Below are 21,529 nucleotides of genomic sequence, written 5' to 3' on the forward strand. Positions count from 1 at the left end.
TATGCAAAACAAACGCGTTGTCATCACCGGATTAGGAGTCGTTGCCCCCAATGGTGTGGGTATTTCTGATTTCACCAAAGCTATCCAAAACGGCACCTCCGGTATCCGTCACGATGCAGAATTGGAACGTTTACAATTCTCCTGTCAAATAGCAGGTAAACCGATAATTACAGACGCTGTACTAAATGAATACTTTACCCCATTAGAACTCCGCAATTTCAATTCGTCAGGTATCATGTATGGCGTAATTGCCGGTATGCAAGCCTGGCAAGATGCCGGTCTTTCTTTTGAAGTCCAAGTTGATCCCGATTGGGACAGCGGTACTATTTTTGGCACCGGTACGTCAGGTATTGATAAGTTTCGCGAAAGCATTTACAAGATAGACCATTTTGAAACCCGCAAACTGGGAAGTACGGCTGTGGCACAAACCATGAACAGCGGAATCAGTGCCTACCTTGCCGGAAAACTCGGTTTGGGCAACCAAGTCACGACGAACTCTTCCGCATGCACAACAGGTACCGAAAGCATCTTAATGGGGTTTGACCGCATCCGCAGCGGACAAGCCAAACGCATGTTGGTTGGCAGCACCAGCGACAGCGGTCCTTATATCTGGGGTGGTTTTGACGCCATGCGGGTGTGCACTTTCAAACACAACGACACCCCCGAGGAAGGTTCGCGTCCCATGAGTGCCACCGCCTCCGGATTTGTACCCAGTAGTGGAGCCGGTGCTTTGGTTTTAGAAGATTTGGAATCTGCACTGGCCAGAAAAGCAACGATTTATGCTGAAGTTTTAGGCGGCACTATCAATTCCGGAGGCCAACGAGGCGAAGGTACGATGACCGCTCCCAATTCTGTTGCCGTTCAGAAATGCATTACTGATGCTTTACAGCAAACCGGTATTCAGGCTAGTGCGATTGACACCATAAATGGGCATTTGACCGCTACCTCCAAAGACAGTTTAGAAATCAAAAACTGGACTGAAGCCTTAGGTTTATCTGGAACGGACTTCCCTCCTATCAATTCCTTAAAATCTACCGTAGGTCATTGTCTTTCTGCCGCAGGAAGCATTGAATGTGTCGCCACGGTTTTGCAGCTCCACCACGGGTTTATTTTTCCCAATCGGAACTGTTCGGACTTACATCCTGAAATAGCGGCTCTCATTGACCCTAACAAAGTGCCACAACAAATGCTGATCAAAGACCTTACGATTGCCATTAAAGCCAGCTTTGGCTTTGGAGATGTTAATGCGTGTGTTGTATTTAAAAAGTACGCCTAATTTACTACCTTAGTAAAAAAAAATGAAACAAGAAGCAATAATTGACCAACTAAAAGTCATCGTTAAACCCTATGTTACCGATGAACAGGCTTTTTCCAACTTAACAGAAGCCACTGATTTTATCAACGATTTAAAAATAAACTCTGCCAATTTGATTGACGTCATTTTGGATATCGAAGAATTTTTTGCCATCGAAATTGACAATACCTCCATGGAACGCATGATTGATGTCCAATCGGCCGTAGCAATAATCACTGCTAAACTGGAAGCACAATGATTGGGAACGATGTAGTTGATTTAGACCTTGCGGGTCGTCAAAGTAATTGGCGACGCAAGGGCTATTTGGACAAGATTTTTACTCCTGACGAACAGCACTACATTTTACAAGCTCCCGATCCCGATACTGTTGTATGGACATTATGGACCAGGAAAGAAGCTGTTTATAAAATCATTCGACAACAAAACGGAATTAGAGGTTTTTATCCGTTACGCATTGCTACTACCCATTTTGAAAACGGGACTGTTTGTTTTGATAACCAACTTTTTTACACACAAACGGAAGTGACAGCTACTTCCATTCATACGATTGCTTTATTAATTCCCACCTTTGATCAAGTAATCACACTTCCATTGCATCAGGAGCTTTTTAAGATTGACGAGGTGCCTTATGTGATACTTGACGATAAGAAACATGCGGTTTCAAAAAGCCATCATGGAAGGTTTGAGCGGGTTGTCGGTTGTCGGTTGTCGGTTGTCGGTTAACGGTTGTCTGTTGTACTTACTAGTTATTTTATTCGGATGAATTTTCCTGAGTAAGAAATCACGTGTAAATTTACTCGTAATGTAAAGTCAATTGTATCTTCCTTACAATTTGTAATTTCATAATAAGCTTGTCCTTGTGAAGCCAATGCTTTTTGGAATTTGGTCAAAGAATCAGTTTGCTTTTCTAATGAATTTAATTGAAAAGCATTTTTTCCAATGGATTCCATTTTAAACTTTCTTTGTGAATCCGAATTGGTTTCTGTTACATTTTGTCCGTTCACTTCAAATTCAAAGGCCGGATAATTCTCGAACTGCTTGTCATAGATAACTTTATATTTTCCGTCCTTAAATTCGCAATTGTAATCAGCGAATTTAAATCCGAAACAGAATATTATCAATATGTAATAGGTTTGTTTCATACTATTAGTTATTCGATAGCTTTCTTTATGCAGAAAACTTAGTTCCAATTAAAATCGAACTGTTTATGAAATAATATACTATACAACTACAAATAATTCCAACAGTTAAAATTGCAATGTTTTTCAAAATGCTTTTCCTATTAAATATAAAACAATAAATAAACATTATAGCTGATCCAATTGCTAATGACAATAAATATGTAATCGTAAGATTATAACTCGTTCCGCCATCGTATGTGCTGTTGTAAAGCAGTCTGATTAGTGAATCATTTAACAATAATAAGAATAGATTGTAAACTAAAGCATATTGGAAATTAATTTTGTACAATGGAATGTTTATCAGCAAAATGAAGAGGTTTACGATATTTAAAAAAAATGGATGTATAGGCTAAAACATATATATGTATAAATCCATTTCTTTAGGTGTGAAGTTTTTTATGATAATTAAAAAGACCTCGATGAAAATAATGAATAATACTATCTTTTCTCTCTTATAGTTGCCGAGCAAAAGTACATTCGTATTCATTTTTTTATATAAAATTGTGGTTATTCTGTATTGTATGACAAATTTCTGCTAGGCAATAATCACCTTCAAATATATCCATCTTTTTCTACCTCGCCAAAAAAGAAACAAGCTTTTACTAAGGCCTGTTTGCTTTGAGCTCGGTGGTGAAAGATGCTCTTACTTTCAGTTTCTTGAAGGGCGGTTTACTGGATTGTATGACTGTTAGGCTTACTATTCTAAGTTAGTATTTTCGACAATAAAGTTTATAGCTAATTTAGTTTTTTCAGGTTTAGTCAACATCAAAATTTTTTGCTTTTGATTTTCATTTATCATTCCAATTGTAAAACCGGTTACTGAATGATTTAAATCTGGTTCCCAATTATGAAATTCTTTTATGTCGAACGAATATGCGTAATTTGTTGAAAGTTTTCCTTTCTGCAAAGTGATTTCTTTAAACTCTGAAGTTTTGATTAAATTTTTTTTCACGGTAAATCCAAGCAGAAAAATACAAACAAAGAGTTTACCTTTTTCAAAAAGCAAACCTTTTTTGGTAAATAAAATTGCAACAAATAAAATATTTAGAAAAATAAGAACAAACTTTATAAAAATGTAAGAATTAGATTCTACTGAATTGAGCATTCCTAACAATATCATCATAGTAATGAATGTCAAAATGATTAAGTTTTGAAATTGTCTAAAATCTAAATTACGTTCTAATATTAGCTTCATTGTTGTTAGTTTTGTGAGGTAAACTCGAAGTCAGTAGTACTGTTTTTATTTTAATCGGTTAAACATTTTCTTTTTAGAAATCATTCAAGTCATTTCTCTCTGCTTTGTCCATTCAAATCGTCAAACAACTCCAACTGATTCCCTTGCTCCAACGCCAACAATTTCTTCTTCGCCGGTAAACCACCCGCATAACCGACTAACTCCTGATTGCTCCCAATAATCCGATGACAAGGAATGAGAATCGCAATCGCATTAGCTCCATTAGCTGCCGCTACAGCCCTTATGGCTTTAGGATTATCCAAATGTTTAGACAACCCCATGTAGGTTTGTGTCTTACCATAAGGAACAGCCTGTAAGGCTTTCCAAACCGTTTGTTGAAAAGGCGTGCCCACCAATAGCAAGGGAATAGTAAACGCATTAAGCTTTCTGTCAAAATAAGCTTGCAGCTGGTTTTGAGTTTCAGTAAGTAAAGGCGTAGGCTTTTCTTCAAAAACGGCAGCTAAACCTTTACGGATTCTGGCATCCACCTCAGTTCGCATGGAGCGATAACGCCAATCACACAAACAAAGCTGGTCGTTAAAATCCCCTAAAACGAGTTCGCCCACAGGTGATTTATAATATTGAATAGCTATAGTGTTAGACATCATGACTTATTGGTTTGCTGCTGTTGCTAAATCAGAAAGCGATAAAGGTTTGGTGTACATGTCAAGGCCCTTGTCATTTTGTGGCCAAATGTCCATCGGTTTGTCCCAATACAGTTCCACACCATTTCCATCAGGGTCGTCCAGATAAAGAGCTTCAGAAACACCATGGTCGGCAGCACCGGTGAGTGGATAATCGAATTCTTGCAAACGCAGTAAGACAACAGCCAAATCTTTTCGGGTAGGATATACAATTGCGGTATGAAACAAACCTACACTATTTTTGGAAGCCGGTGAAGCATTTTTACTAAACCACGTATTCAATCCAATATGATGATGGTAATTGCCTGCCGCGATAAAGGCAGCATCCGTGCCATACCGTTGCGTCATGTGAAATCCCAAAATTCCACAATAGAAATCAAGCGAACGCTGTAAGTCCGCCACTTTTAAATGCACATGCCCAATACGGGCCCCACTTGGAATGGTATAGGAATTCATACAATTGAATTTTCGGTTTTAAACATGGGTTAAATTTAACCTTATCGATTGAACTATAAAAAAGTTTGAAGTTAAAAAAACCACCTATGTTCATAGAAAGAACCTCAAAACAGATTTTATAAAGCTCTATGAAACTTAAAAGCGAAGCGTTTTTACAGAAGAAAATCCTATTTTCTGCTATGATTTAAAAAAGAAAACCTAAGAAACAAACAACCAAATACCCAACCCCAACAAAATCAAGTGCACTCCGAAGATCAACAACCCAAATACCAATCCCCTTTTTCCTGACACCAACAACGATTTAAAACTCACTTTCAAACCAATAGCCGTCATGGCAACCGTTAGAATCACCTTCCCCATTTCCGAAGCCACATCTATTACCCCATCCGGAGTAGGCACTATTGAAACCAACACTGTAATCAAAAGAAATCCCCACAAATACCATGGTAATTGAAAGTAGTGCTTCCAGTTTTTACCCGTATTCCGTTGCGTCAAATAGGAAAACAAAATCAATCCCGGCGAGAGCAAAGCCACTCTAGCCAGTTTTATCGTCAAAGCCTGCTCGCCAATTTCATTAGACATCGCAAACCCCGCTCCCGCAACATTACCCACCGCATGCAACGATCCGCCCAAAAGCAAACTACTTTCCAACGTTGAAAAAGAAAAGGCTGCCAAAACCAACGGCAACACCAACATACCAATAGTGCCATAAAAATTAACCACCGCAATGGCTACTCCAACATCTTCCTTGTTTTTACTCACACTCGGAGCCAAAGCCGCTATCGCACTAGACCCGCAAATAGCAGTCCCAAAACCAACCAACCACCCCACCGAACCGGGACAATGTAATTTTTTAGCTAAATACACCGTAAGCAACAAGACCAAAACCACTACTACCAGAATCAGCACAAAACTTTCCCATCCCAAATGAGCAATATGTGAGTAATTGATTCCAAATGCCAAAAACAATATCGATACTTCCAACATCTTATTTCCCACAAACCCAATCCCGGGTTGCCATTCATAAGGCAATTTAAATACATTACCCACCAAAATCCCCAACAGCAAGCCAAGCAAAATACCATTAACGGACGTCACCCAATAACCAAGCACTATTGCCACGGCCGCCAAAGCCACAGCAAATACCACCCCGCCTATTGCTACTTTTATATCTTTCATTTAGAAAACAAGCTCTTTTAAAATAATATAGACTCCCATTATCAACACAAACCATCCAAACCCGGTCTTTAACTTACCGCCATCAATTTTAGCCGCGAGCAACCCTCCAATAAATATCCCCACCACCGAAAATAATGTGAATAGCAATAGAAAAGGCCAGTCCATCAGCTGTTCCGGTCGTAGGTCTCCCACAAATCCCAACAACGACTGTATCGCAATGATAAAAAGAGAAGTACCCACCGCTATTTTCATTGGCGTTTTTCCCAAAAACAACAATGCCGGTATGATGAGGAAGCCGCCACCGGCTCCAACAAACCCCGCCACCAGACCGATAAACAACCCTTGAAAAAAGATCAAAAAATAATTAGGTTTCACCGCTACTACTTCAGAAGCCCCGTTCCTCCTATTCGACCGAATCATTTTAACTGCCGCCACCACCATCACTATGGCAAAAACCACCATAATAAAAACCGATTTTTGGATTGGAAAAGCCGTGTTGGCCAACAGCACCTCGGGCAAAGCAGGAACAATATACTTTCGGGTCATAAACACCGCCAACAAGGTAGGCAAACCAAAGAGTAGTACTTTTTTAAAATCCACCAATTGCTGTCTCGCCTTTTGAATACCGCCAACCAAAGCGGTTGTGCCCACAATAAAAAGCGAGTAAGCCGTGGCTAAGACAGGTTCTATTGCCACCACATACACCAAAATAGGAACGGTCAAAATAGAGCCACCGCTTCCAATTAACCCTAGTGTAATTCCCACCAAGATAGCTAAAGCGTAACCTATAACATGTGATACCTCCATACTGTAATTTTGGATAACAAAAGTAGTTGTATTAAAAAGTGTAAAGCGTAACAAAGGTTACAATTCATGAATTCAGAGCAATTCCACCGACGCTCGATGGAGTCGCAACTTCCCCTTATTCTCCAACGCCTTCAACAATCGGGAAACCACGACACGAGACGTGTGCAAATCATAAGCAATATCCTGATGCGTAGCATGAATCTCTTTCGATTTGTTTATTTTAGACTTGTCATGGAGGTAGTTGAGCAAACGTTCGTCCATATTCATAAACGCCAGATTATCAATTGCTAAAAGCATCTCTTTTAAACGATTATTATAACTGTTAAACACATAGTTTCGCCAACTCTTGTACTTCCCTAACCACTCCTCCATTTTCTGCACGGGAATCATAATCACTTTACCTTTTGTCTCAGCAACGGCACGAATTTCACTTTTGGTTTGACCCAAACAGCACGCCATAGTCATGGCACAGGTATCGCCTTTTTCGATGAAGTAAAGCAACAATTCGCCTTCATCAAAGTCTTCGCGAAGTATTTTAATTGCACCTTCAATCAGCAACGGCATCTTTTTGATGTAATCGCCAAAATCAATCAGCACGTCCCCTTCTTCAAAGTCTTTCAATAGCGAGACTTCGGCAATTTCAGTAATAAGTTGGTCTTCAAATACAAACCCGTAGGTGTCTCGAATCAGTTCTTTCATTTTTTGGGTTTTAGTTGCTCTTCATAAATGGCAATCCAATCGGCTACCGTTATTTTGGTTAGTAGTTCGCCAATCAATTCATAGGGAATATGTTCCGGCTTTTTAAATCGAATACAGCTTTTACCCATATCCAGTTTTGCTTTAGTGTACTTTGGATACCTTTCCACAAACCAGTCATACAAATCTTTACGAACATAAATGCCCATGTGGTATAGGTTTATCGAATTCTTCTGCGATGCCATTCCGAAAAATGGCAACGGTTGTTTTGGGTCACAATGGTACCCATTCGGGTACAGACTATGCGGAACGGTATAGCCCAGCATGCCATAGCCTATACTTTCTTCAAACCCTTTCGGTAGGTTTTTTAATGAAATAGCACGAAGTCTTTCAATGGCTTCCTTTCTATCCGAGGGAAGCTCACTAATGTATTTGTCAACAGTTATAGCGTTAGATTGCATCGATTTAAATTTTTATAAAATTAGAAAAATCTATTGAATGTCGCACTTTATATTGAATAATTAGCGAAATTTGATACTTAAAATTGCTAAAAACACAGTATCATGAAAAAGTTCTTATTTTGTTTGTTGTGGATTCCATTACCAATCCATGCTCAGTTACAATCTGTTAGCTACAACGATGGCGTTCAATCCCTAAACGGATTTGTATCCAAACCAGCAACGCCCAATAAGGAGCAGTCGGGCATCCTTATCCTACCCGCCTGGATGGGAATTGACGATCATTCCAAAGAAGTCGCACAACAGCTTTCCGCTTTGGGTCATCATGCGTTTATTGCCGATATTTACGGCGAAGGGAATTACCCTACAAGCACTTCAGAAGCCGGAAAACAAGCCGGTATTTACAAAAAAAATGTCGGCGATTACCAACGGCGAATTCAATTGGCTTTAGATGAATTAATCAAAGCGGGAGCCAACAAAGACAAAATTATCGTCATAGGCTATTGTTTTGGCGGAACCGGGGCACTAGAAGCCGCACGAGCGGGACTAAACGTAGTGGGTGTCGTTTCCTTTCACGGTGGTTTAGGCAAAGCGGAAGACCGAACCACAAAGGAAGTCCGACCAAAAGTATTGGTACTCCATGGTGCCGATGATCCCTTTGTACCGGAAAAAGAAATTGCTGCTTTTCAAAAAGAGATGAAAGACGCAAAAGCAGATTGGCAAATGGTTTATTATTCCGGAGCCGTGCATTCGTTTACCAATAAAAAAGCAGGTACAGATAATTCCAGAGGAGCTGCCTATAACGAGTTGGCCGACAAACGTTCGTTTCAACATTTCCTAACATTTGTTAAAGAGATTTTATAATTCGTAAGAATTAGTATATTTGTTCAAAATCAAGATACTTTATGAAAAATTTTTTTTTAGGATATGCTTGCATCGCTTTTTTAGCGGCCGGTTGTTCCTCCAACAAAGGTTCGTCAACAACAGCAACGGATGAAGGTGCTAAACCGTATTTAGAGCTAATCCAAGCCGAACAGTTACGCAAACACCTCTTTATTGTTGCATCTGACGAAATGGAAGGCAGAAACACGGGCGAACCCGGACAAAAAAAAGCAGGAGAATATCTAATCAATCAGTATAAAAAAATGGGAGTAGGCTTTCCTAAAAGAGCCACCACCTATTACCAACCGATTCCTTCGGAGTTTTTCAAAAAGGCATTCAGTCCCAAACTAGGTGATTCTGAAAACATTTGGGCCTTCATTGAAGGTACTGAAAAACCGGATGAAATCTTAGTCATCTCCGCTCATTATGACCATGTGGGCATGAAAAACGGTGAAGTGTATAACGGAGCAGATGATGATGGTTCGGGAACTGTAGCTTTGTTAGAATTAGCCGCCGCTTTTCAAAAAGCCAAAAAAGACGGCAAGGGTCCAAAACGTTCGATATTATTTTTACACGTAACCGGTGAAGAACACGGTTTGCACGGTTCGCGTTTTTATGCGGAAAATCCTTTATATGATTTGAAGGCAACCATTGCCAACATCAACATTGATATGATTGGACGCAGAGGCTATGGCAAAGAAGAAAATGACAATTATGTGTATGTAATCGGTTCTGATCGATTGAGTACCGACTTACACCGTATTTCTGAAGAAGCCAACACCAAATATGTTGGTTTAGAATTGGATTACAAATACAACGATTTGAATGATCCGAACCGTTTTTATTACCGTTCCGATCATTACAACTTTGCTAAAAAAGGAATTCCGGCCATCTTTTATTTCAATGGCGTACACGATGATTATCACAAACCAACCGACACGCCTGATAAAATTGATTATCCGTTGTTGGCCAAGAGAGCACGATTGGCTTTTGCGGTAGCTTGGGAATTAGCCAATGCCAAAGAAAGACCGTTGGTTGATAAAGACGGGAAGTAATTTACACTAGTATATTTCTATTAAAACGCAAAAGTTTCTTTTGCGTTTTTTTGTACCTTTAGTATTCATTTACCAACGCATGGCACTCGACAGAACTTTGTTGTTTCTTTTATTGACCTTACTGGCAGAAATCATTGGTACCATTGGCGGTTTTGGTTCTTCTGTGTTTTTTGTGCCCTTTGCCAACATTTTCTTTGATTTTCATACTGTATTGGGAATCACAGCAATTTTTCATTTGTCGAGTAATCTATCAAAAATCTTTTTGTTTCGAAAAGGGTTAGATAAAAAGTTGCTTCTACAGATTGGAATACCGTCTGTAGTATTCGTTATTATTGGCGGTTATTTAAGCAAACTTTTTGAAAGTCGTATATTGGAAATCGCTTTGGGCATTTTTCTAATTGCACTCAGTTTGTTGTTTTTACTAAAAGACAAACTTGTAATTCCACCCAAACTAAAACAAACGGTGATTGGCGGTGCCCTTTCCGGATTTTCAGCGGGTTTAATAGGGACAGGTGGTGCCATTCGGGGATTGACTATGGCAGCATTTAATTTAGAAAAAAGTGTATTTGTAGCCACTTCTGCCGCTATTGACATGATGATTGATATGTCGAGAACGGTGGTGTATTACAGCAACGGCTATATAACAAAAGACATTCTGATTTATATCCCATTTCTATTCCTCATTGGTTTTATCGGCAGCTGGATAGGTCAAAAGATTTTGAAAACTATTTCACAGGCTGTTTTCAAACGCATTTCTTTATTTTTAATCCTGCTAATTGGCTTGTTCTCCCTTTATCAAAGTTTAAAATAAAAAAGCCCTGATTTCTCAAGGCTTAGTGCTATAGTAAGTACGGTGGTTATCCTAAATCTTCTTTTGTATCTGCATCAGGTGCATTTTTAGCAACAGAAGCAATTCCGTTTTCGCGAGCTGCTACTGATTCATACATTTCACTGGTTCCAATGATTTGTCCGTTAGTTGCTTTTAAATTAAAATAAGGTTTTCCGTTTTTGGCTTCTAAGCGATCAAAACGAGCATCGGTTTGTGCGTTCTTTTTAACGGATTCAATTCCGTTTTCACAAGCTGCTTTAGTAGTATATCCTTCGCTAGCTAAAATTACTTGACCGTTTCCTGCTTTTAATACAAATTGAAATTCGCCGTTTTTTCTTTTACTAATTACAAATGATCCCATATTTATTATAATTTAAAGATTATATTCAATCGAACTACTAAAATACAAAGATAAATTCTAAAATCATATTATTTTATTGTAAAATTTGATTGCCGTAGCATTGATTCTACAAAAAAAGCCTCAAGTTTCCTTGAAGCTTTGTATTTCTGGGTGAAAGACGGGTCTCGAACCCGCGACCTTCGGAACCACAATCCGACGCTCTAACCAACTGAGCTACAATCACCATTTATTTTGCGAGTGCAAATATAGTGCAAACCTTGTATTTTGCAAAGATTTTTTAAATAAATTAAATCAAATTTTCTAAGCTATTGACAGCCACATACCTTTCTGCTGTGAAACCCTCTGCAAAATCAGTACCAATCAATCTTCCCAAGTCTTGAGAACGGTATTTAATGCTATCCAGAAAGTTTTTTGTGGCAATTGGGGTAATGGGTTCCTTGGTATTCGGATTAAAAAACTGCGAATCATAGGCCATAATTGCTTCCATTTTTTTATCCATAAATCCGGAGATATCAACTACAAAATCCGGTGAAATAGTTTCCCATTGAATGTAATGGTAGACTACTTTTGGACGCCAAGCCGTTTGTTTTTCACCTTCAAAATCTGTTTCTATTTTTTGTAATCCTGATAAAAAACAAGCGTCAGCAACCAGTTTACTTCCTTTAGCATGGTCAATATGGCGATCCTGTATGGCATTGCACAACACAATCTCCGGTTGGTATTTTCGAATCATTTGGATGACTTGTAATTGATGGGCTTCATCATTTTGAAAAAAACCATCTCTCATTTTTAAATTTTCGCGAGCTGAAAGACCCAATATCTGAGCTGCTTTTGCCGCTTCAGTAGCTCGAATAGCTGCAGAACCTCGAGTGCCCAATTCCCCTTGCGTTAAATCAATAATTCCGACTTTTTTGCCCAATGCAATTTCTTTTGCAATAGTTCCGGCACAACCCAATTCCACGTCATCCGGATGGGCTCCAAAAGCTAAGATGTCTAATTTCATTTTAGGATATTTCATTATTCAAAGATACTTAATCTGCCAGAATTCGTTTCATGGTTTGTGATTTGTTTACCGTTTCCCAAAATTCATTTTCAGGACTACTATCTTTTGTAATGCCACAACCCATGAACAGTTCGGCTTCGTTCTTTTCCATTTTCATACAACGTAGGTTGACAAACAAATCAGATGAATTGGGAACTTCATTTTCGAAATCCTTCAACCATTCCCCCAAATAACCGGTATAAAATGTTCGGTCGTATCCTTCGGATTTGTCAATAAATTCCAGTGCTTTGTCTTTCGGAACACCGCAAACCGCAGGAGTAGGATGCAATTTTTGAATGACTTTTATAAAATCAGCATCCGAAAGCAACTCCCCTTTTATATCCGATTTCAAATGCAACAAATTACCTGCTTTTTGGGTATATGTTTCCGAAATATGCACTTCCGAACAATAGTTTTGTAACCCACTTTGAATATACGAAGTGACAATTTGTTGTTCTTCTATCTCTTTATCCGACCAGTTTACAACAGTATTTTCATGAAAGAGTTGTGTTCCTGCCAAAGAAACGGTTTCAATAGTTTGCTTTGATTTCTTTAGGAAACGTTCCGGTGTAGCTCCGGCCCAACACCCAACTTTCGGATGATACCATACATAACAAAAGGCATCGGGATAGGTAGATTTCAATCGTTTGAAAAGTTCGTAAGGTTGTATTTCCTTAGTTTTTACCAACTCTTTTCGGGACAAAACTACTTTTTCCAATGCGTTACTGTGGATAGCGGTAACGGCTGCTGTCACCATAGCTTCAAAGCTACTTTTATCCATTTCTGAGAAAGAAGCATTTGGAGTAAAAGGTTTCGGATTTTGCAGGAAATCAATAGTTTCCACAAAAACTTCCGCATGCTTTTCTGAAATAAGGATACTTGCCTCTCCTTTAAAAGGGGCAAAAACAAATCCGCTAGCCGCTTGTGAAGGCTTATAAATGTTGCTGTTTTTTTGAAGAACAGCAATCATTTTAGTAGCATTAGGTTTGGAATAAATAACAAACGGCAATTCTTGCTCAAAGTAGAGTTTTACTGCAATTTCGCCTGTTGTCATGAGGAAACTCTTTTAGGCAGAATCATATTGGTCAATTTACACAAGGAAATCAATTGGTCTTTTTCATCGGTAATTTTTATTTCCCACAAATGAATACTTCTGCCTTGATGCATAATTTTAGCTGTGCAATACACCACCCCCTCGCGTTTGCTTTTCAAGTGATTGGCTGAAATTTCAATACCTCTCGCCTCTTGTTTTTCAGGATTAATAAACAATAGAGAAGCCGCACTTCCCACGCTTTCTGCCAAAGCAACTGTTGCACCACCGTGTAAAAGTCCCATCGGTTGATGCACTCTGGAATTCACAGGCATTTTGGCGGTTAAAAATCCTTCTCCCGCATCTATGTATTCAATTTCTAAGGTTTCCATTAAGGTGTTTTTACACCAGTCATTGCACAATTGCAACACTTTTTGCTTGTCAAACATCGATTTAATTTTTTGGTAAATTTACTATTTATAATTTTCAAAATAAAGGCATCAAACTATTATCCTACTTTTTTCGTTATGATTCTTAGATTTTGAAATTAATAGTTATTTTTACAAAAATTCTAACAGAATGCGTCCACTCCTATTAGTTGTATTTGGTTTTATAGTTATCTCGTTTATTTCATGTCGTAATGATTTTGAATTTTCTCCCAGTACCGGAGGATTGGAGTTTTCAAGAGATACCATCTACTTAGACACTGTTTTTACGAATGTAAGTTCGAGTACGTACATGTTGAAAGTGTACAACAAATCAAATAAAGACATCAGCATTCCTTCCATTCGATTGGGAAAAGGATTGGAATCCAAATACCGCATTACCGTTGATGGTTTAGTTGGTCAAGACAACCGTATTTTTACCAATGTAGAATTACTGGCCAAGGACAGCCTATTTGTTTTTATTGAAACTACAGCCGGCATTGCGGATGCCAATCCGGGTGATTTTTTATACACCGATCAAATTGAATTCCATAACATTGCAAGCGTAACCCCGCAAACTGTGGAATTGGTTACCTTAATTCAAGATGCTTACTTCTTATATCCGCAACGCTTTGAGAACGGCACAACGGAAACACTACCTATTGGTGAAGACGAAATATATGGTTTCTTTTTAGATGAAAACGACCCCATTAATGGCAATGAATTGTTTTGGAACAACTCCAAGCCCTATGTGATATATGGCTATGCGGCAGTCCCTTCCAATCAAACATTAACTGTTGAAGCGGGAGCACGCATTCACTTTCATTCCGGTTCCGGTTTGATTGTTGGCAACAACGCTTCTATAAAAGTAAACGGATTGCCTGTAACCGATGAAACACAACCCTTACAAAATCAAGTTATTTTTGAAGGCGACCGATTGGAGCCGTTTTTTGAAGATGTGGCGGGTCAATGGGGCACCATTTGGTTGACTCAAGGAAGTAAAGAAAATGAGTTCAACAATTGCATCATTAAAAATGCAACTGTAGGTTTGTTTGTTACAGGAAATACGGGATTGTCAAACATAGCACCGGATGTCAAACTTTCAAATGTTCAAATTTACAACTCGTCTAATGTAGGTATACTTTCCAGAACGGGCTACATTACGGGAGAAAATGTGGTGATTAACCGAGCCGGTCAAGTGAGTTTAGCTTGTTCGTATGGCGGAAGTTATGAGTTTACGCATTGCACGTTCAACAATAGTTTTCCAAACGCACGACAAGTTTCTGTTATTATTGACAATTATATTGAAGGAGCTATTCCGGAAACACAGCCACTTGTTAAAGCCACGTTTCAGAATTCCATTATCTATGGTTCCAATCAAATTCAAATGTTGATTGTAAAAGAAGGCAGCGACACCTTCAATTACTTTTTTGACCATTGTTTGATTAAGTTCAACAACATTTCCAATCCGTTTACAAACAATCCTTTGTATCAATTTGCAACGGATACAGCACATTATAATGAAGTATATTTGGCCACTAATTCCTCTTTGTTTAATCCGAATTATTTTAATGCCAATTCTAATAAATTATTCATAGATGAAACCTCGGGAGTGATTGGTAAAGGCTCCAATGCTTTCTATATTGAAAAAGATATTTTAAACAGAACCCGTTCCACACCACCTGATTTAGGGGCTTATCAAAATGCACCTTTCCCGGAATAATTTTAACCTATAAAGTATAATTCAATTTTTTTACCACATAGAATCATAGAATTTCATAGAATTTAAAAGTCGTTTCACTTATCTATAGAAAATCATAGCTATGTGAGTCCAATAATTGGGTTATCTCACTCTTTTTTCTTCGTTTCTAAGTGTTTCAATTATGTTACGCATTTAAAAAAATCAATCTTGTTCTAATTACACCCAAATGGTTAATTTTAACTCGTCGGGTGTAATTGAATTCTCTGGATTTTAAACCACATAGGTTCATAGTATTTTGAGTTCTAAAAGACGCTTTGCTCAATTAGAGAATCACATAGCTATGCGAAACCAATAATTGGTTCTATGTCATTTTTCCTATGTATCTATGTGGTTAATTTGATTCAATAATTAAAAAAATCATTTTTGCACTAATTGCACCCAACGGGTTAATTTTACTATTTAAAAGTTTTTACATTTTACTTTTTTAGAGTACTTTTGCACGTACAACACAACTAATAAAAATATAATGATTCATTTCTTCGGAAGCGAAAGTGCAACTGTTTTTGCGGTTCAAACGCAAAACGAGCTTTCGGTACAAAGTATTTCAAAATTAAACTGGCTTTTTGGCAACACCCATAAAATAGAAAAATCCGTCCTGACGGATTTTTTTGTTGGACCTCGTGCCGCAATGGTAACCCCTTGGAGTACCAATGCCGTGGAAATTACACAAAACATGGGTATTGAGGGTATTCTTCGCATTGAAGAATTCCAAAAAGTAAAAGAAGATTCCACTGATTTTGATCCGATGTTATTTCAAAAATATTCGGAACTGCATCAAGACATTTTCACCATCCATATTCAACCGGAATCGATTATTGAAATTGAGGATATTTCGGCTTACAACAAACAAGAAGGTTTGGCTTTAAGCGAAGAGGAAGTCAATTACTTGAACACGTTAGCGATTAAACTGAAACGCAATTTAACGGATTCCGAAGTTTTTGGTTTCTCACAAGTGAATTCAGAACATTGCCGTCACAAAATTTTCAACGGAACATTTGTGATTGATGGCGAAGAAAAACCGTCATCGCTATTCAAATTAATCAAAAAAACATCGGCAGAAAATCCGAATGATATTGTTTCGGCTTATAAAGATAATGTCGCGTTTATCAAAGGGCCGAAAGTGGAACAATTTGCTCCCAAAAGTGCCGATAAACCGGATTTTTATCAAACGAAAGAATTTGATTCGGTTATCTCGATTAAAGCAGAAACACATAATTTCCCAACTACGGTTGAACCCTTTAATGGAGCAGCAACCGGTTCGGGTGGAGAAATCAGAGACCGTTTGGCCGGTGGTCAAGGTTCGTTACCCTTAGCCGGAACAGCGGTGTATATGACCTCTTACTCACGCTTGGAAGAAAACCGTCCGTGGGAAAATGCCATGGAAGAACGCCAATGGTTGTATCAAACGCCAATGGATATTTTAATCAAAGCATCCAATGGTGCTTCTGATTTTGGTAATAAATTCGGACAACCGTTAATTACCGGTTCGGTTTTGACCTTTGAACACGAAGAAGATGCTCGAAAACTAGGTTTTGATAAAGTAATTATGTTGGCAGGCGGAATTGGTTACGGAAAAGCCGAACAAGCACAAAAACACGAACCCAAAGTAGGAGATAAAATCGTCATTTTAGGAGGTGAAAACTACCGAATCGGAATGGGTGGAGCCGCTGTTTCCTCAGCGGATACAGGAGCATTTGGTTCAGGAATTGAACTAAACGCCATTCAACGTTCCAATCCCGAAATGCAAAAAAGAGCTGCCAATGCCATTCGTGGTTTGGTGGAAAGTGATGAAAATCCGATTGTTTCCATTCACGATCACGGTGCGGGTGGCCACTTAAACTGTTTATCGGAATTAGTGGAAGCAACCGGAGGATTAATCGATTTGGATAAATTGCCTGTGGGCGACCCTACCCTATCTGCCAAAGAAATTATTGGCAACGAAAGTCAGGAACGGATGGGCTTGGTGATTGGTCAAAAAGATATGGATACATTGCAACGCATTGCCGACAGAGAGCGTTCACCCATGTATCAAGTGGGTGATGTAACCGGAGATCAACGATTTACCTTTGAATCGAAAACAACCGGAGCCAAACCAATGGATTTTGAATTGGCTGATATGTTCGGAAGTTCGCCAAAAGTGATCATGAATGATGTTTCGGTGGAACGAAATTTTACCGAAATTAATTATAAAGAAGCCGATTTTGAAACCTATTTAGAACACGTTTTACAGTTAGAAGCTGTTGCTTGTAAAGATTGGTTAACTAACAAAGTCGATCGTTGTGTTGGTGGAAAAGTGGCCAAACAACAATGTGCCGGACCATTACAATTACCCTTGAACAATGTGGGTGTGATGGCATTAGATTACAAAGGAAAAGAAGGAATTGCCACTACACTAGGTCACTCGCCTATTTCTGCGTTAATTGACCCGAAAGCCGGAAGTAGAAATGCCATTGGTGAAGCTCTTTCCAACATTGTTTTTGCTCCGTTAAAAGATGGCTTAAAAAGTGTTTCGCTTTCTGCCAACTGGATGTGGGCTTGTAAAAACGAAGGCGAAGATGCTCGTTTGTATGAAGCGGTTGAGGCGTGTTCCGATTTCGCTATCGAACTTGGAATCAACATTCCAACCGGAAAAGATTCCCTTTCCATGAAGCAAAAATATGCTGATGCGGAAGTAATTGCACCCGGAACGGTTATAATTTCTGCCGCCGGAAATTGCAATGACATTACGAAAGTAGTTGAACCTGTTTTTCAAAAGAATGCCGGTTCTGTTTATTATATTAATTTGTCGCAAGACGCGTTCAAATTAGGAGGTTCTTCTTTTTCGCAAGTTAGAAATGCGATTGGAAAAGAAACACCAACCATCCAAAATGCCGCTTTCTTTAAAAAAGCATTTAATGTGATTCAGGAATTAATCAAAAACGATGAAATTGCTGCTGGACACGATATTGGAAGTGGTGGTTTGATTACGACATTATTAGAAATGTGTTTTGCCGATAACAATTTAGGTGCAAAACTTGATTTTTCCTCATTTGAAGAAAAAGATGTATTGAAAATTTTATTCGCAGAAAACATTGGAATTGTGCTTCAAGCGAATGATGACAGTGTGTTTGAATCATTCTTAAAAGAGGAAAACGTCACTTTCCATAAATTAGGAAATGTTACGCATTCAAGTGCTTTAGAAATTGGAGCCTATTCGTTAGACATCGCAAAATGGCGAGATATCTGGTTTAAAACCTCCTATTTATTAGATCAAAAACAATCCAAAAACGGAAAAGCAGCCGCACGCTTTGTAAATTATAAAATGCAACCGTTAGCATACCAATTCCCTTCCCATTTTGATGGAAAGAAACCGGAAATTGATTTGTCAAGACCAAGACCCAAAGCCGCAATCATTCGTGAGAAAGGAAGTAATTCGGAACGCGAAATGGCCAATGCGATGTATTTAGCCGGATTTGATGTAAAAGATGTACACATGACCGATTTAATCTCAGGTCGTGAAACGTTGGAAGACATTCAGTTTATTGGTGCGGTAGGCGGATTTTCCAATTCAGATGTTTTGGGTTCTGCCAAAGGTTGGGCCGGAGCCTTTTTATACAACGAAAAAGCAAAAACAGCGTTGGATAATTTCTTTAAACGTGAAGACACGTTGTCTGTTGGAATTTGCAACGGTTGTCAGTTGTTCATGGAATTAGAAGTCATCAATCCCGAACACGAAATTCACGGAAAGATGCACCACAACGACAGTCAGAAACACGAAAGTATTTTTACCTCTGTGAAAGTTCAGGAAAACAATTCTGTGATGTTAAAGTCCTTAGCGGGAACAACATTAGGTGTTTGGGTTTCACATGGCGAAGGAAAATTCAAATTGCCTTATGAAGAAAGTCAGTACCATATAGTAGCCAAATACGGTTATGAAAATTATCCTGCGAATCCGAATGGTTCCGATTTCAATACGGCCATGATGTGTGATAAAACGGGTCGTCATTTAGTGATGATGCCACATATCGAACGTTCGACATTCCCTTGGAACTGGGCACATTATCCAAAAGACAGCAACGATGAAGTGTCACCATGGATTGAAGCATTTGTGAATGCCCGAAAATGGATCACAGCATTATAAAAATAAAAAAGGTGCCATCGATATAACAGATTGCACCTTTTTTTATTTGAAAAGCCAAAGCTTATCTACTTCCCAATTGTTTGTCTATAATTTTATCAAAATAATCTTTTAAAAACGCTTTACAACCCAATTCGACGCGGTCCATCTCCTTGTTGCGTTTTGAAATTAAATTGGTTTGTAGTCCTTTATCTTTGATGTCATAAAAACCAATGGCTTTTTTACCATCAAAAACGCAAATGTAGTTACCTTGTTGGAACTGGTAATTCTGTCCGTTATAATTGATTACATACGGTTCTGTTGTTGTGGTATCCAATAAACTTCTACCCCAACTTCTAAAGGGCTTATCATAGCCTATCATGTCCAAAATGGTTGGAAATATATCAATTTGTTGGCTTAAGTGTTTGTCAACTCCTTTGTATTTTTCATCCGGAGTATAAATCAAAATAGGTACTGCTAATCGGTTGACGATTTTATAATAGTCCTCATAATACACCTGGTTGCAATGATCGGCAGTAATGATAAAAATGGTATTGTTGAACCACGCTTCTTTTTTTGCGGCTTCAAAGAATTTTTTAAATGCATAATCGGTGTAACCTACACATTGATGGATGGGTACATTGCCTTTTGGAAACTTCCCTTCGAGGTGTTCCGGCAGTAAATATGGTTCGTGTGAGGACAACGTAAATAAGGTGCTGAAAAAAGGTTTCGTTTTTTCAGACAAGGTTTGATTCATAAATTGAAAGAAAGGCTCGTCCCAGATACCCCAAGAGCCATCAAATTGGGAGGCATCATTAAATTCGGTCATGCCATAATAATGGTCAAACCCTAAAATATTGCCAAACCCTAAAAATCCCATCGAACCATTTGGGGCTCCATGAAAAAAAGAAGTATCATACCCTTGGTCCTTTAAAATAGAAACCAATGACTCAATGTTTTGCTTACTGTAAGGTGAAGAAGTAAAAGCATCTTTAAAGGAAGGAATTCCTGCCAAAACCGATGACATCCCGTGAATGGATTTACTACCATTGGCAAAAGCGTTGGGAAAAATCAAACTTTTGGAAGCCAACGAATCAATAAACGGTGTATAACTCACATGATTTTTTATGCCGCTATCTTTATTGAACGCACCAATGTATTCCCTGCCAAAACTTTCGGTAATAATCAACACAATGTTTGGTGTAGTTTTAGGATTGGTGGTGTAGTGTTTTACAGGATGAAATAAAGAATCAATAACTTGATCTTCTATTTCATAAGGCACCTTAATAAATGTTTTTACACGAAGGGTTCTCAAAATAGCAAAGGGGGTATTCAACACCAAATCCGCTTGCTCCATTCTGGTAACATGTCGGTTCGCATCCACCAAATTAATGGGGCGTGTACTTTTTTTGAAATCACCACGAATCCCACCCACCATTAAAGTTGAAATGACCAAAAGTGCCACTATTGAAGTAGAACCGTAAATGATTTTTCCTTTTGGATAAATAATGTGTTTTATTCCGACTTTCTTGTATAAGTAAATCCACAAAACAGCACATACAATGAAAAGCAAAAACACATGCCAATACGTAACCAAAAAGCGAAACAGCATGCTGCCTTTGTTTGATTCGTTCTGCACTAACTCCCAGGCTGATATAGTAGTTCGGGCATACGTATATTTGTAATATATTAAGTCTATAAAATTGGTAGCATAGGCTAATAAATTTGTTATGAAGTACACATAAAACAACATTTTCTGATAGCCTTGACGCGTATTTACCCAAAAAGGCAAGACAGACAACAACACAAAAAGACTGTTTACATATAAAATAGCGGTGGTATCAAATGCTAATCCGTGATAATAAATGCTAAAAAAATCAACCACTGAGGTCACTTGCAGGACTTCATTATTATAGCATAAAAACAAAAGTCGGCTGATAAAATAAAAGACATAAGCTAAAAGCAATCTGTATAACAACACTTTATACTCTGCCAGTCTAAAAAAAGCTTTCATTACTAAATGGTTAAATTAATGTAAATTTTTTTGCAAAAGTACAAAACATGACCTATCAAACTT

21 protein-coding genes and 1 tRNA gene are annotated in these 21,529 nt (G+C 38.3%); 8 read left to right on the forward strand and 14 right to left on the reverse strand.

Features of this window, described 5'->3' with window-relative positions; all coding sequences use genetic code 11:
- Position 1 precedes the first annotated feature (1 nt).
- From IEV15_RS06555 to IEV15_RS06565, 3 genes are read left to right on the forward strand one after another with little or no spacing between them, the layout of a single operon-like run.
- Positions 2–1,276 carry a beta-ketoacyl-[acyl-carrier-protein] synthase family protein gene (locus IEV15_RS06555; RefSeq protein WP_188361721.1) on the forward strand — a complete coding sequence of 425 codons (1,275 nt, stop codon included), beginning with the start codon at positions 2–4 and terminating at the stop codon, positions 1,274–1,276.
- A gap of 22 nt (positions 1,277–1,298) precedes the next feature.
- Positions 1,299–1,553, forward strand: coding sequence for an acyl carrier protein (locus IEV15_RS06560; protein ID WP_188361722.1), 255 nt, complete (start codon positions 1,299–1,301; stop codon positions 1,551–1,553).
- The gene (locus IEV15_RS06565) at positions 1,550–2,038 is read left to right on the forward strand and encodes a 4'-phosphopantetheinyl transferase family protein (protein ID WP_188361723.1); all 489 of its coding nucleotides are present in this window, start codon (positions 1,550–1,552) and stop codon (positions 2,036–2,038) included. The genes IEV15_RS06560 and IEV15_RS06565 overlap by 4 nt, the downstream gene beginning before the upstream one ends.
- 23 nt (positions 2,039–2,061) lie before the next feature.
- On the opposite strand, the gene IEV15_RS06570 is transcribed toward IEV15_RS06565, so the two are convergent.
- From IEV15_RS06570 to IEV15_RS06605, 8 genes are all read right to left on the reverse strand, one after another.
- A complete protein-coding gene (locus tag IEV15_RS06570) occupies positions 2,062–2,457 on the reverse strand; it encodes a hypothetical protein (RefSeq protein WP_229734110.1) in 396 nt (131 codons plus the stop codon).
- Positions 2,458–3,193: 736 nt separating this feature from the next.
- A complete protein-coding gene (locus IEV15_RS06575) occupies positions 3,194–3,691 on the reverse strand; it encodes a hypothetical protein (RefSeq protein ID WP_188361724.1) in 498 nt (165 codons plus the stop codon).
- Between the two features lie 89 nt (positions 3,692–3,780).
- Positions 3,781–4,338: a methylated-DNA--[protein]-cysteine S-methyltransferase gene (locus tag IEV15_RS06580; protein WP_229734111.1), complete on the reverse strand. Its 558-nt coding sequence runs from the start codon at positions 4,336–4,338 to the stop codon at positions 3,781–3,783.
- A 3-nt stretch (positions 4,339–4,341) separates the two neighbouring features.
- Entirely contained in the window at positions 4,342–4,830 is a 489-nt protein-coding gene (locus tag IEV15_RS06585; protein WP_188361725.1) for a VOC family protein, read from the reverse strand.
- Positions 4,831–5,028: 198 nt separating this feature from the next.
- Entirely contained in the window at positions 5,029–6,009 is a 981-nt protein-coding gene (locus tag IEV15_RS06590) for a YeiH family protein (protein WP_188361726.1), read from the reverse strand.
- Entirely contained in the window at positions 6,010–6,816 is an 807-nt protein-coding gene (locus IEV15_RS06595; RefSeq protein WP_188361727.1) for a sulfite exporter TauE/SafE family protein, read from the reverse strand.
- Between the two features lie 72 nt (positions 6,817–6,888).
- A complete protein-coding gene (locus IEV15_RS06600; RefSeq protein WP_188361728.1) occupies positions 6,889–7,515 on the reverse strand; it encodes a Crp/Fnr family transcriptional regulator in 627 nt (208 codons plus the stop codon).
- On the reverse strand, positions 7,512–7,973 hold the full coding sequence (locus tag IEV15_RS06605) for a DUF1801 domain-containing protein (protein ID WP_188361729.1): 462 nt from the start codon (positions 7,971–7,973) through the stop codon (positions 7,512–7,514). The genes IEV15_RS06600 and IEV15_RS06605 overlap by 4 nt, the downstream gene beginning before the upstream one ends.
- A gap of 102 nt (positions 7,974–8,075) precedes the next feature.
- Between IEV15_RS06605 and IEV15_RS06610 the strand changes: the two genes are divergently transcribed.
- From IEV15_RS06610 to IEV15_RS06620, 3 genes are read left to right on the forward strand one after another with little or no spacing between them, the layout of a single operon-like run.
- Complete coding sequence (locus tag IEV15_RS06610; RefSeq protein ID WP_188361730.1) at positions 8,076–8,834, forward strand: dienelactone hydrolase family protein; 759 nt, start codon at positions 8,076–8,078, stop codon at positions 8,832–8,834.
- Positions 8,835–8,875: 41 nt separating this feature from the next.
- Entirely contained in the window at positions 8,876–9,907 is a 1,032-nt protein-coding gene (locus IEV15_RS06615; protein ID WP_188361731.1) for a M28 family metallopeptidase, read from the forward strand.
- 40 nt (positions 9,908–9,947) lie between these two features.
- A complete protein-coding gene (locus IEV15_RS06620) occupies positions 9,948–10,718 on the forward strand; it encodes a sulfite exporter TauE/SafE family protein (protein WP_308418836.1) in 771 nt (256 codons plus the stop codon).
- A gap of 46 nt (positions 10,719–10,764) precedes the next feature.
- Here IEV15_RS06620 and IEV15_RS06625 read toward each other — a convergent pair whose 3' ends face one another.
- The 5 genes from IEV15_RS06625 to IEV15_RS06645 form a co-directional block, all read right to left on the reverse strand.
- On the reverse strand, positions 10,765–11,097 hold the full coding sequence (locus IEV15_RS06625) for a YegP family protein (RefSeq protein ID WP_188361732.1): 333 nt from the start codon (positions 11,095–11,097) through the stop codon (positions 10,765–10,767).
- A gap of 148 nt (positions 11,098–11,245) precedes the next feature.
- Positions 11,246–11,321, reverse strand: a tRNA-His gene (locus IEV15_RS06630).
- A 62-nt stretch (positions 11,322–11,383) separates the two neighbouring features.
- Entirely contained in the window at positions 11,384–12,100 is a 717-nt protein-coding gene (bshB1, locus tag IEV15_RS06635; RefSeq protein WP_188361733.1) for a bacillithiol biosynthesis deacetylase BshB1, read from the reverse strand.
- 28 nt (positions 12,101–12,128) lie between these two features.
- The gene (locus tag IEV15_RS06640) at positions 12,129–13,193 is read right to left on the reverse strand and encodes an isochorismate synthase (protein ID WP_188361734.1); all 1,065 of its coding nucleotides are present in this window, start codon (positions 13,191–13,193) and stop codon (positions 12,129–12,131) included.
- Positions 13,190–13,618, reverse strand: a complete 429-nt coding sequence (locus IEV15_RS06645; protein ID WP_188361735.1) for a PaaI family thioesterase — start codon at positions 13,616–13,618, stop codon at positions 13,190–13,192. The genes IEV15_RS06640 and IEV15_RS06645 overlap by 4 nt, the downstream gene beginning before the upstream one ends.
- Positions 13,619–13,748: 130 nt before the next feature.
- Between IEV15_RS06645 and IEV15_RS06650 the strand changes: the two genes are divergently transcribed.
- Positions 13,749–15,317, forward strand: coding sequence for a hypothetical protein (locus tag IEV15_RS06650; protein WP_188361736.1), 1,569 nt, complete (start codon positions 13,749–13,751; stop codon positions 15,315–15,317).
- 505 nt (positions 15,318–15,822) lie between these two features.
- Positions 15,823–19,476 (forward strand): phosphoribosylformylglycinamidine synthase, encoded by a 3,654-nt coding sequence (gene purL, locus IEV15_RS06655; protein WP_188361737.1) that lies wholly within the window; start codon positions 15,823–15,825, stop codon positions 19,474–19,476.
- 61 nt (positions 19,477–19,537) lie between these two features.
- Here purL and IEV15_RS06660 read toward each other — a convergent pair whose 3' ends face one another.
- Positions 19,538–21,466, reverse strand: coding sequence for an LTA synthase family protein (locus IEV15_RS06660; protein ID WP_188361738.1), 1,929 nt, complete (start codon positions 21,464–21,466; stop codon positions 19,538–19,540).
- Positions 21,467–21,529 lie beyond the last annotated feature (63 nt).

It is taken from the genome of Flavobacterium orientale, from assembly GCF_014638005.1.
GTDB classification, from domain to species: domain Bacteria; phylum Bacteroidota; class Bacteroidia; order Flavobacteriales; family Flavobacteriaceae; genus Flavobacterium; species Flavobacterium orientale.

Coding starts and splice junctions, on each gene's coding strand:
- IEV15_RS06585 (WP_188361725.1), bottom strand. CDS start 4,830: ATGAATTCCTATACCATTCCAAGTGGGGCCCGTATTGGGCATGTGCAT.
- IEV15_RS06570 (WP_229734110.1), bottom strand. CDS start 2,457: ATGAAACAAACCTATTACATATTGATAATATTCTGTTTCGGATTTAAA.
- bshB1 (WP_188361733.1), bottom strand. CDS start 12,100: ATGAAATTAGACATCTTAGCTTTTGGAGCCCATCCGGATGACGTGGAA.
- IEV15_RS06565 (WP_188361723.1), top strand. CDS start 1,550: ATGATTGGGAACGATGTAGTTGATTTAGACCTTGCGGGTCGTCAAAGT.
- IEV15_RS06555 (WP_188361721.1), top strand. CDS start 2: ATGCAAAACAAACGCGTTGTCATCACCGGATTAGGAGTCGTTGCCCCC.
- IEV15_RS06640 (WP_188361734.1), bottom strand. CDS start 13,193: ATGACAACAGGCGAAATTGCAGTAAAACTCTACTTTGAGCAAGAATTG.
- IEV15_RS06645 (WP_188361735.1), bottom strand. CDS start 13,618: ATGTTTGACAAGCAAAAAGTGTTGCAATTGTGCAATGACTGGTGTAAA.
- IEV15_RS06560 (WP_188361722.1), top strand. CDS start 1,299: ATGAAACAAGAAGCAATAATTGACCAACTAAAAGTCATCGTTAAACCC.
- IEV15_RS06595 (WP_188361727.1), bottom strand. CDS start 6,816: ATGGAGGTATCACATGTTATAGGTTACGCTTTAGCTATCTTGGTGGGA.
- IEV15_RS06615 (WP_188361731.1), top strand. CDS start 8,876: ATGAAAAATTTTTTTTTAGGATATGCTTGCATCGCTTTTTTAGCGGCC.
- IEV15_RS06610 (WP_188361730.1), top strand. CDS start 8,076: ATGAAAAAGTTCTTATTTTGTTTGTTGTGGATTCCATTACCAATCCAT.
- IEV15_RS06575 (WP_188361724.1), bottom strand. CDS start 3,691: ATGAAGCTAATATTAGAACGTAATTTAGATTTTAGACAATTTCAAAAC.
- IEV15_RS06625 (WP_188361732.1), bottom strand. CDS start 11,097: ATGGGATCATTTGTAATTAGTAAAAGAAAAAACGGCGAATTTCAATTT.
- IEV15_RS06600 (WP_188361728.1), bottom strand. CDS start 7,515: ATGAAAGAACTGATTCGAGACACCTACGGGTTTGTATTTGAAGACCAA.
- IEV15_RS06580 (WP_229734111.1), bottom strand. CDS start 4,338: ATGATGTCTAACACTATAGCTATTCAATATTATAAATCACCTGTGGGC.
- IEV15_RS06590 (WP_188361726.1), bottom strand. CDS start 6,009: ATGAAAGATATAAAAGTAGCAATAGGCGGGGTGGTATTTGCTGTGGCT.
- IEV15_RS06650 (WP_188361736.1), top strand. CDS start 13,749: ATGCGTCCACTCCTATTAGTTGTATTTGGTTTTATAGTTATCTCGTTT.
- IEV15_RS06605 (WP_188361729.1), bottom strand. CDS start 7,973: ATGCAATCTAACGCTATAACTGTTGACAAATACATTAGTGAGCTTCCC.
- IEV15_RS06660 (WP_188361738.1), bottom strand. CDS start 21,466: ATGAAAGCTTTTTTTAGACTGGCAGAGTATAAAGTGTTGTTATACAGA.
- purL (WP_188361737.1), top strand. CDS start 15,823: ATGATTCATTTCTTCGGAAGCGAAAGTGCAACTGTTTTTGCGGTTCAA.